The 16,913-nt window shown below is 42.9% G+C and carries 16 protein-coding genes; 1 reads left to right on the plus strand and 15 read right to left on the minus strand.

Annotated features, from left to right (window positions below):
• Positions 1-9: 9 nt before the first annotated feature.
• Genes QJ036_RS12830 through QJ036_RS12845 form a run of 4 tightly spaced genes read right to left on the minus strand, consistent with a single transcriptional unit; the run spans position 10 to position 2,344 of the window.
• Positions 10-285, minus strand: a complete 276-nt coding sequence (locus QJ036_RS12830; RefSeq protein WP_283231767.1) for a hypothetical protein — start codon at positions 283-285, stop codon at positions 10-12.
• Positions 278-1,240 carry a ParB N-terminal domain-containing protein gene (locus QJ036_RS12835; RefSeq protein ID WP_283231768.1) on the minus strand — a complete coding sequence of 321 codons (963 nt, stop codon included), beginning with the start codon at positions 1,238-1,240 and terminating at the stop codon, positions 278-280. The genes QJ036_RS12830 and QJ036_RS12835 overlap by 8 nt, the downstream gene beginning before the upstream one ends.
• The gene (locus QJ036_RS12840) at positions 1,230-2,015 is read right to left on the minus strand and encodes a ParA family protein (RefSeq protein ID WP_283231769.1); all 786 of its coding nucleotides are present in this window, start codon (positions 2,013-2,015) and stop codon (positions 1,230-1,232) included. Before QJ036_RS12840 ends, QJ036_RS12835 begins: the two co-directional genes overlap by 11 nt.
• Before the next feature lie 2 nt (positions 2,016-2,017).
• Positions 2,018-2,344, minus strand: coding sequence for a SymE family type I addiction module toxin (locus QJ036_RS12845; protein ID WP_283231770.1), 327 nt, complete (start codon positions 2,342-2,344; stop codon positions 2,018-2,020).
• A gap of 106 nt (positions 2,345-2,450) precedes the next feature.
• On the opposite strand from QJ036_RS12845, the gene QJ036_RS12850 reads away from it, so the two are divergent.
• Complete coding sequence (locus QJ036_RS12850) at positions 2,451-2,678, plus strand: hypothetical protein (RefSeq protein WP_283231771.1); 228 nt, start codon at positions 2,451-2,453, stop codon at positions 2,676-2,678.
• A gap of 464 nt (positions 2,679-3,142) precedes the next feature.
• Here QJ036_RS12850 and QJ036_RS12855 read toward each other — a convergent pair whose 3' ends face one another.
• The 11 genes from QJ036_RS12855 to QJ036_RS12905 form a co-directional block, all read right to left on the minus strand.
• The gene (locus QJ036_RS12855) at positions 3,143-4,381 is read right to left on the minus strand and encodes a site-specific integrase (RefSeq protein WP_283231772.1); all 1,239 of its coding nucleotides are present in this window, start codon (positions 4,379-4,381) and stop codon (positions 3,143-3,145) included.
• A 123-nt stretch (positions 4,382-4,504) separates the two neighbouring features.
• Entirely contained in the window at positions 4,505-4,723 is a 219-nt protein-coding gene (locus QJ036_RS12860; RefSeq protein ID WP_283231773.1) for an excisionase, read from the minus strand.
• On the minus strand, positions 4,716-5,564 hold the full coding sequence (locus QJ036_RS12865; protein ID WP_283231774.1) for an ATP-binding protein: 849 nt from the start codon (positions 5,562-5,564) through the stop codon (positions 4,716-4,718). Before QJ036_RS12865 ends, QJ036_RS12860 begins: the two co-directional genes overlap by 8 nt.
• A complete protein-coding gene (locus tag QJ036_RS12870; protein ID WP_283231775.1) occupies positions 5,564-6,292 on the minus strand; it encodes a replication initiator protein A in 729 nt (242 codons plus the stop codon). Before QJ036_RS12870 ends, QJ036_RS12865 begins: the two co-directional genes overlap by 1 nt.
• Before the next feature lie 611 nt (positions 6,293-6,903).
• The gene (locus tag QJ036_RS12875) at positions 6,904-7,719 is read right to left on the minus strand and encodes a trypsin-like peptidase domain-containing protein (protein WP_283231776.1); all 816 of its coding nucleotides are present in this window, start codon (positions 7,717-7,719) and stop codon (positions 6,904-6,906) included.
• Between the two features lie 11 nt (positions 7,720-7,730).
• Positions 7,731-10,862 carry a type I restriction endonuclease subunit R gene (locus tag QJ036_RS12880; protein ID WP_283231777.1) on the minus strand — a complete coding sequence of 1,044 codons (3,132 nt, stop codon included), beginning with the start codon at positions 10,860-10,862 and terminating at the stop codon, positions 7,731-7,733.
• Entirely contained in the window at positions 10,859-12,784 is a 1,926-nt protein-coding gene (locus tag QJ036_RS12885) for a hypothetical protein (protein WP_283231778.1), read from the minus strand. Before QJ036_RS12885 ends, QJ036_RS12880 begins: the two co-directional genes overlap by 4 nt.
• 18 nt (positions 12,785-12,802) lie before the next feature.
• Positions 12,803-13,984, minus strand: coding sequence for a restriction endonuclease subunit S (locus QJ036_RS12890; protein ID WP_283231779.1), 1,182 nt, complete (start codon positions 13,982-13,984; stop codon positions 12,803-12,805).
• Complete coding sequence (locus QJ036_RS12895; protein ID WP_283231780.1) at positions 13,981-15,807, minus strand: class I SAM-dependent DNA methyltransferase; 1,827 nt, start codon at positions 15,805-15,807, stop codon at positions 13,981-13,983. The genes QJ036_RS12890 and QJ036_RS12895 overlap by 4 nt, the downstream gene beginning before the upstream one ends.
• On the minus strand, positions 15,807-16,022 hold the full coding sequence (locus tag QJ036_RS12900; protein WP_283231781.1) for a helix-turn-helix domain-containing protein: 216 nt from the start codon (positions 16,020-16,022) through the stop codon (positions 15,807-15,809). The genes QJ036_RS12895 and QJ036_RS12900 overlap by 1 nt, the downstream gene beginning before the upstream one ends.
• 492 nt (positions 16,023-16,514) lie before the next feature.
• Positions 16,515-16,766, minus strand: a complete 252-nt coding sequence (locus QJ036_RS12905; RefSeq protein WP_283231782.1) for a helix-turn-helix domain-containing protein — start codon at positions 16,764-16,766, stop codon at positions 16,515-16,517.
• Between the last annotated feature and the right edge of the window lie 147 nt (positions 16,767-16,913).

Below are 16,913 nucleotides of genomic sequence, written 5' to 3' on the forward strand. Positions count from 1 at the left end.
ATTTTTAGGTTATATGCATTTTCTTACTTCCAACTGATACTTATCATGCCCCTTAATACTTCTCACCGCCTGGTTCAAAGTATTGGCTCTGTCATGCTGATGATAAGGGCACTTGAAGAAGTGCTTGTGAAATATGATGAGCGACTGCTCTGTCGGATACTCCGTACAATGCAGATACCAGTAATGCCCCGTATTCCGGCTCTGAATCGTGATATCCCTATCATCCATCAGAATGATATTGAAATATCCCGAATCGATTTTCTTAAGGCTACTTTCGTCAAACATCAGCACCATCCTTCCCTTTATGAAACCAGGCTTCCAATGCCAGCTCTACAATACTGTCCACCTTATTGGGATCCATTCCAACAAAGTATTTTTCCACAATTCTTGCAGGAACCTTATAGCATTTTTTCTTTACCGGCTCCGTGCTGAGATACCGCCTTACCATGGCATCCGTCAAAGCTCCCGAATGACTGCGAAGCTTCATTACTATATCAATCGTAACTTTGGTTTTCTTTTCCTTCATCACAATTAACACCAGATTCTGTTCTTCCTCCGGTAGGAATGCCAACTGCAGAGCAACCTTTGTATAAAGGGCACCTCTGTCTACCATATCCTTAAATGGCTTGATGAGATCATTCAGCTTCAGCAATCTACCAACAGAACTTCCGGACAGTTCGTATTCCTTGCCAATAGTATCCCTCGTTTTCATCCTGTGGTCACCGTGACCACGAGTGACCTCAACCTCTTTCCCCTCCAGGCGAGCGATTTCTTCAATAATGTCATTTCTTCTACCCTGACAAGATTCCTTCTCATACCTCGCCTTCAGTACTGCTGCCTTTTCCGATATCAGCAAATCCGAAAAGGATCTCTGCATCAGATTTGTCTCAATCACATAAACATAAGCCTCTTCCTCAGACAAATCCGTTTTCACAATAGCCGGCACCTCCTTCAATCCGGCAAGCTTTGCTGCATTCATTCTGTTGTGCCCGGAAAGCATTTCATATCCGCCATCAATCTTCTGTACGATTACCGGATTTAGAATGCCATGCTCCTTTACACTTGCAATCATATCCTCCAGACGTTCCCCCTCGTACAAATGAAACGGATGGTCATGAAATGATTGAATTTTCTTTATCTGAATCATCTGAATCCCTCTTGGTACTTCTCTCTCCTCGATTTCATCCACTAATAAATCCACTGCGTCTCCAAATACTTTTCTCTTGTTATTAGCCTTCATAAGCAATCAGCTCCTTTGCAAATTTTCTATATGCGATTCCTGCAGATGCATTTTTGCTGTACAGCGCAATCGGCATGGAATAATAAATGCTCTCGCCCACCTTTACTGTAGCCGGTATCCTATTTTCAAAGATTCTTATCTGTCCCTGAAAGCTTTCCGTCACTTCCTCTGTCAGCACCTTGCAAAGTGTAGTCCTGCTCTCGCACATGGTAAGAAGAATGCCAGCAACCGTAAGTGTTGGATTGATGCGTTTCTTAATCTTACTTACCGTCCTAAGAAAGTCCTGCAATCCCATCATTGCCAGAAGCTGAGGATTCACCGTGATAATGACTTCATCAGCCGCCGCCAGTGCATTGATTGTAAGCATCCCCAGTGAAGGACAAGTATCGATAAGCACATAATCGTATCTGTCCTTAATGGGCTCCAAAACCTCCGCGAGTATCCTCTCCGCGCCCATTTCCGTTCTAAGCTTCGCATCCACCACCGACAGATAAATGGATGAAGGAATGAAATCCACTCCGTCCTTACTCTGAATAAAAGCTTCCAGACATTCCGGAACATCCTCTGCAATCTGTGCCATCATCAAATGACCAATTGTATGCTCCAACTCATTTGTATCCTCTAAGCCATAACAGGTTGTGAGATTCGCCTGACTGTCAAAATCAATTGCAAGCACCTTCTTACCCATACTATGAAGAGAATATGCCAGGTTCAGAGTGGTCGTGGTTTTACCCACGCCACCCTTCTGTGATCCAATAACAATAACCTTACCCATAACTACTGTACCTCTCTTTCTGCAGCGTACTGTGGAGCCTGCTCTGCTACAAACTGAGCATGAATCATTTCCTTTTCCTTCTGGAACTTCTTCTGAAGCTTCTTCATTTCTTTCTCCATGAATTCTGCTTCTGCCTTTGCTATTTCAGCCTTCTCTGCATCCGGTGTGATAATCAGCTTTCCATCCTCACAGCTGACGCTGATGTAATCTCCTATCTCAAAGCCCATCTCCTGAAGCCACTGACCCTTTAAAATGATGGTAGGTGTTGCCTTGTAGTTATATCCGCTCTGTGCATGTACCTTCATGCTTCTGTTTTTCTGATTTTTCATAGATTGTCATCCTTTCAAAAATATAATTTTTACATAGTCTTATGTACCAACCTGTGTTATACTTTTTACAGGCATGTCTATGTCAATACACTTCTGGAGGACTGCTATGAGTGAAGAAAAAACTGGTTCCTATAAAGGCCTTACCGAGGCTCGTAAAAGAGCTAATAAGAAATACAATGACCGTTTCGTTGAAATAAAAGTTCGTGTTACCCCAGAGAAGCGTTCCATCATTAAGGATCACGCTGATGCAATGGGTGAAAGTGCAACTGCCTTTATCAATCGAGCCATCGATGAAGCCATGGAGCGGGATAAAAAATCTAACCCTGAAACGTAAAAAATCCGGTGACGTATGGATACATTTCCACACATCACCGGATGATTATTTTCTTCATAAACAATCTCCAATTGTGTAATTTTCTACGTTAAATAAATATCTGCAAGGCTCCCATTTGATTATTTTTTGTCTTATTTCTTACACATTTCAAATGGTCTAAACTTGGTCTAAATCTGACCCTTTACTTCCCTCGAACCCTTGAAAATCCTAGTAAAATCAGGAACTCTACGCATATTGACACAGCTACGTAAGTATATTGCCGTGGCAGATGAACAGTATTTTTATCACGTCTCTCTATCCTTTCAAAATGCGATGAAATCCGAAGAAAAGCCTTATATATCGAGGAAATACGGAGTTTTCACTTTGTCTCTACCGAACCCTCATTTGGAGAAAATCTCCTTCTTTCATCGCCTGTTTTCGCCCCGATAATGCGGGATTTGCAGTAAATAATGCAGTAAATCGCATTACCGTACTGCACGGTTTTTTGCTTTTGTTTTCGCTTCTTCGATACCCAGAACCTTTCTGAAATCCTCCAAAGCATCGTCAAATCCAAGCTCTTTGTAGGTATCCATCGTGACAGAATACTCGGAATGACCCATAATATACTGAAGGTTCTTCGGGTTCATACCCTTACGAGCCATCTTGCTGCAGAAGGTATGTCTGCAGACATGCGGGGTAATGTTGGGAAGCTGAATCTTATAGATACCATTGTACTTGGCAACGATATGATTGAAGAAATGCTGCCAATGAAGCGCCACCATAGGACGGTCATTCTTATCCAGACAATAGAAGCCTGCTTTCCCATCGATGATAACTTCATACCTGGGCTGTTTGCGATTCGCAGCAAGGTTATGAAAGCATTCTTCTACTTCCGGAGACATCGGAATGTCACGAACACCGGCTTCTGTTTTGGTGGTTTCAAACTCCAACAGCATGTTTGAATGGCGGACCAGCTGTCCCTGCACATGAATGCAGTGCTTCTTGAAATCCACCTCATGCGGTGTCAGGCCACAGAACTCCGAAATACGAAGTCCTGTATTCAGGAGGATGTAGATCACATCGTAATACTTACTGAAGTGATTATCCTCTCGAACAAATCGCAGGAACTCTTCCTCCTGTTTTGGTGTGAGCGCATGTCTCTTTTCACTGTCGTTGTACAGGACATCTCCCAGATGAAACTGAAAAGGATTTTTGCGGATCAGGTCGTCATCCATAGCCATCTGAAAGGCAGGTCTAAGCACACCCCTGATGTTGTGAATGGAACTGTAATGTCTGCCGTCCTTCTGCTGGAGCTTGATCATCCACAGCTTGGCATCGGAAAGCTTGACCTTATCGATACGAACCGAGCCAAACGGATCATTGCGGATAATGTTCAGCGTAGTTCTGTATCCTGCTTTGGTGCTTTCCTTCACGCCGGTACGAGTAGCAATATACTTTTCTGCCAACTCATACACTGTTAGGTCTCCGCCAAAGTCATACAGCCCAAGTTCCTTGTTTCGCGGGATCTCTGCTTCCTTTTCTCTGAGGGACAGCTCCTTCTTTACACAGCCTGGTGGATACTTGTCCTTTTTCTCCAAGCGGCTGCTGTAAATGCTTCTCCTTTTTCCGGAAATGTCTGTGTACTGGTACATGTAACGGCCGTTTGCGCGTTGGCTCTCACCGGTGCGTAAAATACGGCCTTTGTCGTCTCGTCGATCACTCATTAGATTGCTCCTTTCGTGATTGGCGAGCCACTACTGGACTCGCTTATTATATCATATTTTGTCAATTCTTCGTTATACTTCTGATAACGCAGGCCTGCATTTTCAGCGGACCTGCGGCCATTTTTATACTGCTTCCTGTCTGTCCAGGAACTGCTCAAAACGCTTACGCTTGATCATGACTCTGTTCCCTACACGAATCAGATAATCTGCTCCGGGATCGTCCTCGACGATCTCTCTGATCTTCCTGTCACCGATATGGAAATAGCAGGATGCCTCGTTGATCGTAAGGGAATAACGCTCCCAGATCGGTACCTCAAACTTCATGCGTGTCTCTTTATTCATGGGCATTTACCTCCATACTCTTCGCCAATGCATCAAACTTCTCCCGAGCTAATGCTCCTCTCAAACTCTTTCCATGGAACTGGACCGGTACACACATCTCCAGTACTCTGTCATAGATTCTCTGGTAGACCAAATCTTCTGGATTCTGAAGCGTATTCAGCGAAAGATTGGTCGTGATAATCGTAGGCCGTCCACTTTCATATCTGGCATTGATGATACTGAAGACCATCTCAAGGCCGTACTCGGTTCCACGCTCCATCCCCAGATCATCAATGATCAAAAGGCCGTATCTCTGAACATCTCTGACGAATTCCTCTCTGTCCTCAAATCCGGCATTCAGGAAATAACTCATGTTCCTCATGAGAACTGATACTTCTTTTTCCATCAATGCGTTGGCAATGCATGCTGCGGTGTGTGTCTTGCCATTACCGCTGTCTCCCCATAGAAGGAATCCGGTGTTGGTCATCTTCATGTCAGTCCAGTTATCGATGTAGAACCTGACAAGATCCAAATGCTCCATCTTGGACAGGTCTGCCTTTTCCAGGCAGCAATTCTTCATGGCAGGACTAATGAAGCAGACGTTCTTCAGGCGATCCACGCAGGCCAGATGCTCGCGAAGCTTGCGCTCTGTCTCTTCCTTCTCAAGCTCTTCTCTTCGGCACTTACACATCAAGGGATGACGATCAAAAATCCTGTCACCTAAGATGATGGGCTTTTCATTCATGGCCTGCTTTCTGGTATGGCAATTGCCGCAGCAAAGGAGACCTTCTTCATCCAGGTAATCCCCCGGAGCTGCATCCTCTATCATGAGTTCCTTCACAACGTTAATCATATTTTCCATTAGAAACTTTCTCCTTCCTTACAGCTATAATCTTCAAAACCACTCTTTGTCTGTCTGCTCTGTTTGGCATCCTTCTCAGACCAGCTGCGAAGCGCTGCCTCGCAGTTCTGATAAGCTTTACCATTGGCCGCGAGGTAAGCACTCATCTCTTCAATCAGCCCGTCCATCCTGCCGGGATAATCCCTGCAGAGCTGATCGTATTCATCCTGTGAGAGATAAATATTCTTATAACGACCATATCCAGTACGCTGATTTACTCCATTGTTCTTACTACCATTATTTGTTTCTATTACTTTATTAGGAGCCGAAATCCTGTCCCTCGTAAGATCAGAAACATCACCTTCGTGAGGACTACTTTTCCTACCTCTGGAGTGCAGCAATAGCACTTCGTCAGAAAACTGCCCTATAGAAGGAATAAGAACATAAAGAATATTGGCTTTCGAGAAGCCGCCGGACTTGCGGATCAGCAGCCCTGCTTCATCTAGTTCATTGAGAACCGATTTCACTGTGGACTGCGACTTGCCCAGCGTTTCCGCCAGTTCTGCTATGGGAAAGACCGTGTAGATCTTTCCATCAGCTACCCATTCATTCTTCAGCGAAAGCCTGGCTCTGTCATACAAGACCATATAGGCCAGCTTTGCTGTCTGACTGATGGGTGCCCGAAGCAAGAACTCCGGAAACTGATAGTATTTCAGAAACTGCGTTCCCAGTCTGATGTAATCACTCATCAAATAACCTCCGTTAAAATTCCCGTCCTTCCGCTGCAGTCGATCAGACGATATTGATAAAGGATCCGTTTATCTCCTCACTTAACCTACGTGGAGAAAAAATCGCAAAGTTGTTGTGATTTCTCGAAAAAACTTTTTATTTTTTCTTCTCACTTATCCTACGTGGAGAAAAAACAGCCGCCATGACGTGATTTTTGTAAAATTTCTTCTCACTAATCTCGTGTGGACGGAAAATCGCGAACGGAAGTCGGTATTTTGAAGATTTCTGCAAAAGAAAAAGGCCGGAGAGCAACTCGTTTCTGAGTCACTCTCCGGCCGGAACCGTTGTTCTATATGTAATTGTTTGCTTGCTCTATTCTAGAGCAAGTTTCGCCTTGGCTGCCAATAACTTGCTGAGAGCAAGTTTCGCCGTGTATGACAATTACTCAAAAACGGAGTTTTTCAAATTGCCACAAACGTGCAGTCAGAGCAAGTTTCGCCATGTTAAACACAAATCGAAATTGCTCTCCGGCAACTTGTTGGGGATTACGTTTCCCCAAGCCCTCGTGAGGGTTCATCACTGCGCGATTTCACAGTCTTTGCGGAGCAAAGGGGGAATATTTTCAAATTACTCATTGTGCAGAAATTGATTCTATATAATCCTGAAACTCTTTAAGCTCTTTTGCCTTTATGTAGTACCCTAAATTAGTCATGATAGGAGTATGCGATTGAACATTTGTTGCAGTGGGTACAACCGTTACAACTACATTGCCCGTTGCATCATATTGTGGCCCTGCAAATAGAATGCCCAAGAAGATAAGCCTACTCTGCCCAAGGTACATATTTCCTTTTTTGTCTCTATAACCACCTTCATTAAACACATAAATCGGTGATCCAGATGACCCAGGGAAACAAGCCATATCAACCAAGCCAATTCCATCCTCATTAAAATCATATGCAGGATGTGAAGCAGTGTATCCTCTTCGGAATATTGGGAAATTATTCTTTTCATCCCATAATCCAATAGGATATCCCACCATTACCAGTTCTTCTAACGCTGAAAGTTCTTCCGTTATTCTATCTGTAGCTAAAATGCTTTCATCATTGGCAATGTAAAAAACATGTTTGCCCGTTTTTTGTAGCACTTCTTCAAAAAGAGGATTCACAAAACAAAAACATAAATCTTTTTTTGAATGAAACACCCATTTAGCGTCAAGTGACACCTGCTGGTTTTCTATTGTCTCTCCATCATCAGATTGCAAATGGAGAAAAAAAGTCATTTGTTCATTCGGATTATATCTGACAACGTGCTTATTAGTAATAATTGTGGGATAGACAAAATCCCCAATTTTAAAATTATAGAAAAATCCTGTTCCTGATGATCCGTCAGTCGCAACAAGACGGACTGTATTAAATAATAATTGTTCCGATAGAGAGATTGGCTTCATGTTATTCCTCCTTATGCAGCTACTTTGTATCTCGTATAAACATACTCATAAATCTGCACTCGATACAGATTTATTGCATGATCATCGTAACTCTCCGGCAATTCTGCCCACAAGGTATCTCTGATCAAATTATCAACAACTGCTTTGGTTTCTGGTTTATCCGTCCAGTGATCAAGCTCAGCAATCTTCCCTTTGATTTTCTTCAGTAGATCCACCGCTACTTTTTTCAGTTCTTTGATTTCTTCTTTGGATAGATCATCCTTAAAGAGCATATCGTAAAGGGAAAGCTCTTCATCACTTTCGAAACCTTCACGAACATAGCGCTGCTCTTCCTGGGTCATGCTGTTCGCAAGATCCATCAGATCCATAAAAGTTTTCTCGATGGTTGCACGGTCCTGCTCACTGTTATATTCGTTAATGATTGCCATATAGCGTTCATAATAATCAATTCGGTTCGGATTAGCCTTCAGCATACCATTAAGTCTAACCTGAATAAGCTCGGCAATGTCCTTGATGACAAGATTCTTTTTCTTTGCCTTGGCAAACTCCCGGCGGAGCAAATCAAAGTCGATCTTGCTGATATCAAATCTTCTCGATGGAGCCTGGCCGGACGGCTGTGTTTCAATCAGGATATACTCGCCCATAATGCCGTTGATCTGAACCATCAAGTCAACCGTATCAATATGCTTGCGTTTCTTTTTTAGCTCATCATAGATAGCAATGATAGCATCCTTTTTCTGCCTGGTGTCTGTATCGATATCGCTTCGATCCAGGTACTTTACAAGACGACTGATTTCGCTTGCATAGGTTGAGTATTCCTTCTTGCTTTCAGGAGATTCGCAAACCACATTGGCCGCATCCTGAAGGAGCGCCAGCTTTGCAAAGTCTTTCGCTGCAATCAGCTTTGCTAATGAGAAGTCACGCTCTGCGAGGAACGCATCCGCACCAGCAATTGCTTCCAGTATTTTCTCAATCAGTTTTTCCTTATCGACAGTTGGATCGTTTCCACCCGGCGTATTCGCAGTATAATCTGCGAGTGCTTTCCTCAGAGCTTTTACAATGCCGATATAGTCAATTACAAGGCCGTTGCTCTTACCCTCAGCCACACGGTTTGCTCTTGCAATTGTCTGCATCAGTGTATGTGCCTTCAAAGGCTTGTCCAAATAGAGGCATGACAGGCATTTTACATCGAAACCGGTCAACCACATTGCACAGACAAATACGATGCGAAGAGGATTGGATTTATCCTTGAACTCCTTGTCCAGTTCGCGTTTTTCCATCTTTGCTCTGTGAGGCAGAATATCCAATCCCCATTTCTTGAAGGTCTGAATTTCATTCTGTTCCTGGCTGATAACAACGGCCATTTCCGTTTCTTCCATCCAGGCTATCTTTCGCTGCAGTTCCTGTGCTTCCTGCTGAGAAGCGATCCTGAGCTTTTGCTTCAACGCTGCAATCTCAAGTTTCCAGCATTCCTGAACGTAATTGTACATTCGAACGCAGGTCACCTTATTGAGACAGACAAACATTGCCTTACCGCTGGTCCAGAGGTCGGAATAATGGCCGACAAAGTCCTTGGCGATTGCTTCCAAGCGGCCCGGTGCGGTAAGAAGGTGGATTTCCTTCTCAAACTCATGCTCCAATTTTTCCTGCTGATCGGCATCCAAGTCTGCAGCCTCAATTGCATCCAGGATCTTCTCTGTAATATCAGGATTTTTTATTTCCTGGATTCTCTCGCCTCGGTTCTCATAGTACAGGGGAACGGTCGCACCATCCTCAACTGCACGTTTGAAGTCATAAACAGAAATATATCCACCGAAGGTCCTCTCTGTAATATTGTCACTGGAGAGAAGCGGTGTTCCGGTAAAACCGATTCTTGAAGCAGTCGGCAACAACGTCACCATATTTTCAGCGAAAATACCGTACTGACTGCGATGGGCCTCATCCGATATGATAATGATGTCATGATCAGGATAGATCGGCTCAAGGTTCGGCTTATTAAATTTCTGTATCAAGGTGAAGATAAAGCTCGGATTACCCTGCAGCTTCTCCACCAGGTCATCGCCACTTGAAGCGATAAACTGGCTGGATTTCGTTTTACCAAGCAAACCACAGTTCTCAAAGGTATCGGATATCTGCTTATTCAGCTCATCACGGTCGGTCAGAACCACGATGGTCGGCGAACCGGCAAATTTGCGGCGGATCTTCTGAGCAAGGAATACCATGGAATAGCTTTTGCCGGAGCCTTGAGTATGCCAGAAAACACCCAGCTTACCATTGTTCAGCTTGCGGGCCTCATACGCTTTGACAGCCTCATTAACACCAAGGTACTGATGGTTTCGGGCAAGGATTTTGGCAGTATGGCCGCCGCTGTGATCATAGAGAATGAAATTCTCAAACAGATCCAGGAAGTTTTCCTTCTTGCAGATACCTCGCAGCATTGTTTCAAGAGCAACGCTTCCCGATTCCTGTTCATTGAGTCGCTTCCACTCATGGAAGAACTCAAACTTGCTTCCAAGCGTACCGACCTTAGCCTCTGTTCCATTGGACAACATAAGAAATGCATTGTAATAGAACAGATGCGGAATCGTATCCCGATAGTCGGTATAGTTGTTTGTATATGCGTCCTGAACATCCACTGTGTTCTTCTTTAACTCGACAAACAGAAGTGGAAGTCCATTTACAAAGCCCACGATATCTGTGCGCCTACGGTACAAATCGCCGTGGATTTTCAGCTCCTTAATCGCAAGAAAGTGATTATTGTCGGCGTGTTGGAAGTCGATAACAGACGCTTTCTTTTCTTCTGTTTTGCCACCCGGTTTCTTCACCGTAACAGGGATACCGTCACGGATCATGGAATACTTCTCTTCATTGATTTGAAGAAGGGAGGCTGTCGAAAGATGGGTTTCCAGTTTGCGCTGTGCCTCATCAATCTGACTGAGGGTGAGCCACGGATTAAGTCGCTTCAGGGCTTCTCTAAAATATCTTGCAAGAAGGATCTCCTTATAGCTTTTACGTCCAAAGGTTCCGTTTTCACCGAGAACTTCAGTATCAAAGGCAAACTTAACCTCCCAGCCAAGTTCGTCTTCCAAAAGATGTCCGGCGCTTTCCTGAACGAGTATATTTTCAGAATAGTCGTAGCTCATGTTGTCACCTCCTTGCTATCTGCCCAAAAACAGAATTCATCATTCATTTTCGTTATTACCAATACCATCAATTTAAGCAATTGCACATAATCATGGTGCTGTTCTTTTTCATTGTTTGAATATGTACTGTGGGCATATTTATTTCTTAAATCCAATCCATCACTGAATTGTGACTTATTCAACTCGTAATTGAGATATTCTGTCTCAGGCAGCGAAAACAAGGTGCTTTCTACTGTCAAATCTCCGTTTTGTATCATTAAGTCAATTTCTGTTTTCCATTTATTAAAGGCTTGCACGCATAACACATCATGCTCATACAGATCCTTTAGAATCAATACTCTCGTGCTAGCAAGTTTAATTGCCCCAGAATCCTCAATGAGAATGCTTCCTCGCTGAGCAAGCCATTTCAAAGAATTGAGTTGCCATTCCTTAAAGTCATTTTCACTCACCGATTCATTTCTGAGCAATTCAAATAACGTAGAATACTTTGCTTTAGTCCTTTCAGTAAAACTCAACACTGACTGATCCGAGAAGAGCGCAAACATCTCATTGTTTACTTCTTTACTTAAGGCATACGCATATTTACCATCTATCAAACTTGGAATTCCTTCCAGAATCATGTGTTCGGAAGACATTTCAAACAGTTCTCTATCAATTGATCCATCCCTCACAAACATGCGGAATTGTTTCAGTACGCCGTCCATCTCAGCTGCAAGATTACGACATTTTTCGATGTATGTTGCTGTCGATGACGATGCATTCATACCGAAACCTTCGACGCCAAATTCAGATGGAAGATACTGTTCAAAAAACCATTTGAATACATCCTCTAAATCAATTTCATGCTCCATCAAAAAGTTTTGGTACAAAGAAGTCTGCGCACTAGACAGCATATCTATCGCATTAAAATGGTTCCCTCTCTTATAGAATTTGACACCATCTACAGCAAATGAACCTTCAAATGCACCAATTTGAGACTTCACTGAAACAAGAGTACTTCTTCCGGGAATATCAAACATTTCAAAAATATATCGAAAATTGTTTAATATGGACGGATAGTCCAACGACTCCTCAAGCCATCTGACATCATAAGAAATACTATAATTAGTACCTTGGTTCTCATATTTCTTTAATTCATCTTGAATCTGAAATGTTACACCTATTCCATACGCATAATTCAACGCACCATCTGCGTGTTCACTCCAGAACTTTTCGAAAGCACGTTTTGCCTCTAAGCGAAGTTTATCGCTAATCGGACATTCCTTCGTGCTTTGTGCTTTATATATAAGCTGTAGTACATTAGTATTTGCATACTCGCCGCGAACATATCGCAAAAACACTTCTTCATATTCAGAAGGTCCGAACGATTTTGGTAAATAACATACAGAATTGCCCTTCTCAAGAAACTTAGTTACAAGGATGCGTGCAGTTTGGTCAGAAGAACGAAGTACCTCTGCAAATTCTCTATCGAAGTGCTCGACCAGTTCCCTGTGCTCCAGCAATTTATAAAGAGTTGTATCTGGTTGCTTTAGAAAGCCCTGCATTGTCTCAGAGGAAATCTTGTTGTATACCTTGAACTTAACGAAAAGCTTCCAAAAATCATCTAGGTAAGAGATACACACGATACTCTGTATTTCCATAAAAGACGAATCATCAATTTTGCCGAAGAAGCGCCCAATAATAGGATTGAACTGTTTTACCCGAGAACAGTATCCCTTATGCACCGGTTCTGTCCATGAAGATAAAGCCACGCCCGTTTCGACCAATTGCTGAACATTATATAATTCCAAGATAGAATTGACGTCGTCATACTCTTTAGCCGCATCAAACGAGTTAAGAATTGGTTCTGCCTTTTCTAATTCCCAACCTATACTCATATCATTTTTGCTATAGAATTTTACGCCATCGTATTCGGGTCGCATGCTTTCACCTCCACTCTATTAGATTTTTATTTCTCCGCTCATTAGTTTCGGCAACAAGCGATCACGGGCTTCGGTTAGCCTCGTAATCTGCGAATCTAATGCATTTATCTTTTCGTCAATACTATGCACGTAATTGTCGAACAAACATTTCAGTCCATCTGTTGGCACCACAAACATTTGATCTAATAGCTCATTCTTAGAAATCGAAGCGAAAATAGAACCATTGCCTACTAAGTCATCTTTAAAGAATCGTTCTTTAAGCATATAGAAGAGAAAACTTTGATGACCATCTTTTTCCTTCATGCCGGCCAAACCACGCCCAATAACGATCTTGTTCTTCGTAAAGTTTAATCTACCAACTGGGGCACGAACACTGAACAGAATGCTTCCTGCTTCAGCAATTTTGGTAAGAGAAGAAGAATATGTACTATCTACTACAAACCGCCTTCCGTAGGTTCCAACACCTTGATGAAAAGGCAACCCTTCGTGATTGTCATTGTAAAATTCTGATTTTGGACTTTGCCCCATGACAACATCTACAATTTCAGACAAAGGTAGTTTTCTCCACCCCTTCGGCACGCTATCAACAACCGGCACATCCTCATATCCAGGGAAATGCAAATCAACAAACCATTCCTTGTAAAGGCGCTGTGCCATTTCTTCAAGGAGTTTGATCTGCTGTTTGTTATTTTCGATGAGATCGTCATATGCGGATAGAATTGCTGCTATTCTCTCTTGATCTTCAAAATCCTCGTGAATGTTAAAGGTAAAGTTTCGCATAGTTCCAAGCAAAAGATTTTTTTGTGCGGAACCATTAGACCTATTTATAAATTCCTTAACACAATTCAAAAGCGCATAATATAAGTATCTAGGAAGGACTTGTTCTTTATCTGGTTTAACAATAGCTACACTTTTTTGAAATGTTGTATGCTTTGTTTCTTCCTGTTCTTTTACCAATGCCATCCTTCCAATAGTTCCGCTATTAGTGATTAGAATATCATTTGGCTCTAGTTTTGTTCGTCTATGCGTATCTTCAAAATCTCTTTGGGTTATTTGTCTGGCATTTGTATAATCGATAATACCATCATGGATATCTTTACAACTCACAAAGTAAAATCCAGAGCGCTCGGCATTTTCACAATCACCGTGCTTTCCATCAGTAATACTTACCGCAATATCTCCTAATTTTATTTCTTTCATAACCCCATCTCCTTCATATTTCGAGAGATGGTATCCATCAGATTATTGCTTTCAGCCTGAAGGGAAAGCAGTTCTCTATGAATCTCGGCCATTCTTTCTTCAAAGTCAACGCCATCATCTTCGATAGGTGCAACGCCGACATATGCACCTGGAGTAAGAGAAAAAATCTTTTCAGCAACCTCAGCACGATCAGCGACTTTGCAAAGGCCAAGGACGTCTGTATACTCACCCTTACCGAATTTTTCGTAGAGCCAGTTTGCTTCTTTTGCAACTGTAAGAATCTCGGCTAATTCAGCGATCTTTTCGTCATAATCAGCCTGAACCTTTTTCTTGTCGCGCTTATCCGCAGCTTCGACTGCTTTCTTAGCCTCAGCACGGAGAGCTTTCATCCTTTCATTAAGCTCATGGACCTGCTCTGAGAAAGGCTTATCGCTGCCAAGTACTTCATGGTATTCGTCAAGAAGTGCGAAATACTTATCAACTTCGCCCCTATACAGCCAAACAATGGCGTTCAGGTTCTTTAACTGCCATTCAGTCCATTCATTCAGGGTGCGATCCACAACGGTATAGTAGTTTCTCGCATCGATAAAGAGGATCTTGTCCTGGATTTCAGATCTTTTCCCCTTATCAAAGAACCACAATGAACAAGGCAGACTTTTCGTGTAGAAGAAGTTGTTGCCAACGCTGACCATTACATCCACATGTCCGGTTTCTACCAGGCTCTGACGGATATCCTTATCTCTGCCCTGACTATCGGTCGCAGATGATGCCATGACGAAGCCTGCACGACCGTGCTCATTCAGATAGCTGTAGAAGTAAGAAATCCACAGGTAGTTCGCATTACCGATTTCTTTATTCTTGTTTACAGCAGGCAAACCAAAAGGCAAACGACCTGCGGCCTGAGCAGACTCAGACTTTACTTTATCTACATTGAATGGCGGGTTCGCCATGATATAATCGCAGCTTCCGTCCAAATTGTGAGCATCGTGATAGAAAGTGTTCGCCTCATCGCCGGACTTAATAACGCCAGTCAGACCATGCACAGCCATGTTCATCAAGCAGAGTTGAGCGTTATACTCAACCTTTTCCTGGCCATAGAAAGTCATGGTATTGTTTGCAGCCATTCCGGTAGCGTTTACAAAGTCACCGGTTTGAACGAACATACCACCAGATCCACAAGCACAGTCAAGAAGGACACCGCTTGTAGGCTCCAGCACATTAACGATCATCTTAACCAGTGGCTTAGGCGTGAAGAATACGCCGTCATCAGAGGCAATATTCTTTGCAAATTTATTCAGGAAGTACTCATAGATGCGGCCCATGATATCACCACCGACCTCATCAAGAGCGTTATTATTGAAGATGCGAAGCAGCTCACCAAGGAGCTCATCGGAGAACATGGTATAGTCCTTCGGCAGAACGCCAACAAGCTGCTCGCTCTGAGCCTCAACCAGCTCCATTGCATTATTTACAACTTCACCAAGGCTGTTCAGCGGCTGTCCATTAGCTCCGATTAAGTTTGCATCTGCCACATTAGTGGGCAAATTTACCAAGTATTCATACTGTGCTTCTTTCGGAAGGAAGATAGCGCTCTTTTCTTTGAAGTCGCTTGCCTCAACAGGCAGAACAACACCTCGGCGCATCGGACGGTCTTTCAGGATTTCTTTCTTAACCAACTTAAAACGGCTATATGCGTAACGAAGGAACAACAGTCCCAGTACAGGCATGCAATACTGGTTGGAAGTCAGTTTGGATCCGGCACGAAGCAGATCGGCAGACTCCCACAGATCGGCCTCCAGTTTTTTCAAAGCTTTATTGTCCATTACTGATTACCTCCATCAGGGATGATTTCAATGATATCCTCGATACCACACTCAAGAGCGGTGCAGATCTTACGCAATACTTCCGTAGAAACATCACCATTCTTACCCATCTTAGCCATTGCGTTGGTGCTTATTTTTGCAGCTTTTACAAGTTGAGTTTTACTCATATTCTTATCGATCAAAAGCTTCCAGAGCTTGTTGTAACATACTGCCATAATCGTTCTCCTTATCAAAAGTGGATACACTATGTTCATGTTAAGAATTGTACCACAATTACTGTTGTATTTCAATTTGAGATTGCATATCTCAAGCAAAGCTGTGTAAATTCAACAGTTAAATTAACCTGCACATGTAGAGTTTAATTGCTTCATTTACCCTTTCAATTGCATCATTTGTTCTAAGAATGATGCAATTAAACACAGGAACTGGAGTACCTACTCCATTTCTACCATCTGTACGATCAGGGCAGGAACAATAGCTCCTGCTCGCAACAATCGACTCACTTTTGGAGTACCTACTCCATCTCCGACTGCTAATTCTCTTCGTTCTGACCACCGGTTCCATTCCGAAAGATCAAACCGTTCTAAAAACGCACAATAAAACAGACTGCTCAAATCACTCTGAGCAGCCTGCCGTAAATTGTTATTCTGTTTTCATATTAAGGCCGTACTTCTGCAGCCCCTATGTTCCGTCCTTCGAAGATACTTTTAGATCTCCGACTGCTGGTCCAACCAACGTGCGAACAGATCCTTTTTGATCATGAGTCTGTTTCCATTACGAAGGACCCACTTTGCTCCTTCGTATTCTCTAAGCAACTCGTACATCTTCCTTTCTCCGAGGTGGAAATATGCACATGCTTCCTGGGCTGTTAAGAGATATTTCTCATAGTACGGAATGCTGCGGACAACAGTCCTGTAATCCGGCTTGGTAGTTACCTTTTTTGATGTAGTTTTAGCCATTTTTCGAGTCCTTTCCGGCAGAATGGGAGTGTTGCATAATGACCTGAAATCTAAGCGATATCGGGTCAGGAGCAACGCTCCTTCGTTTTTGGAGCAAAAAAACCGGTTTGAGAATCCACTGTGGATAATCAAGCCGGTTTTTAGCGT

The sequence above is a fragment of the Fusibacillus kribbianus genome, assembly GCF_030053595.1.
GTDB lineage: Bacteria > Bacillota > Clostridia > Lachnospirales > Lachnospiraceae > Lientehia > Lientehia kribbiana.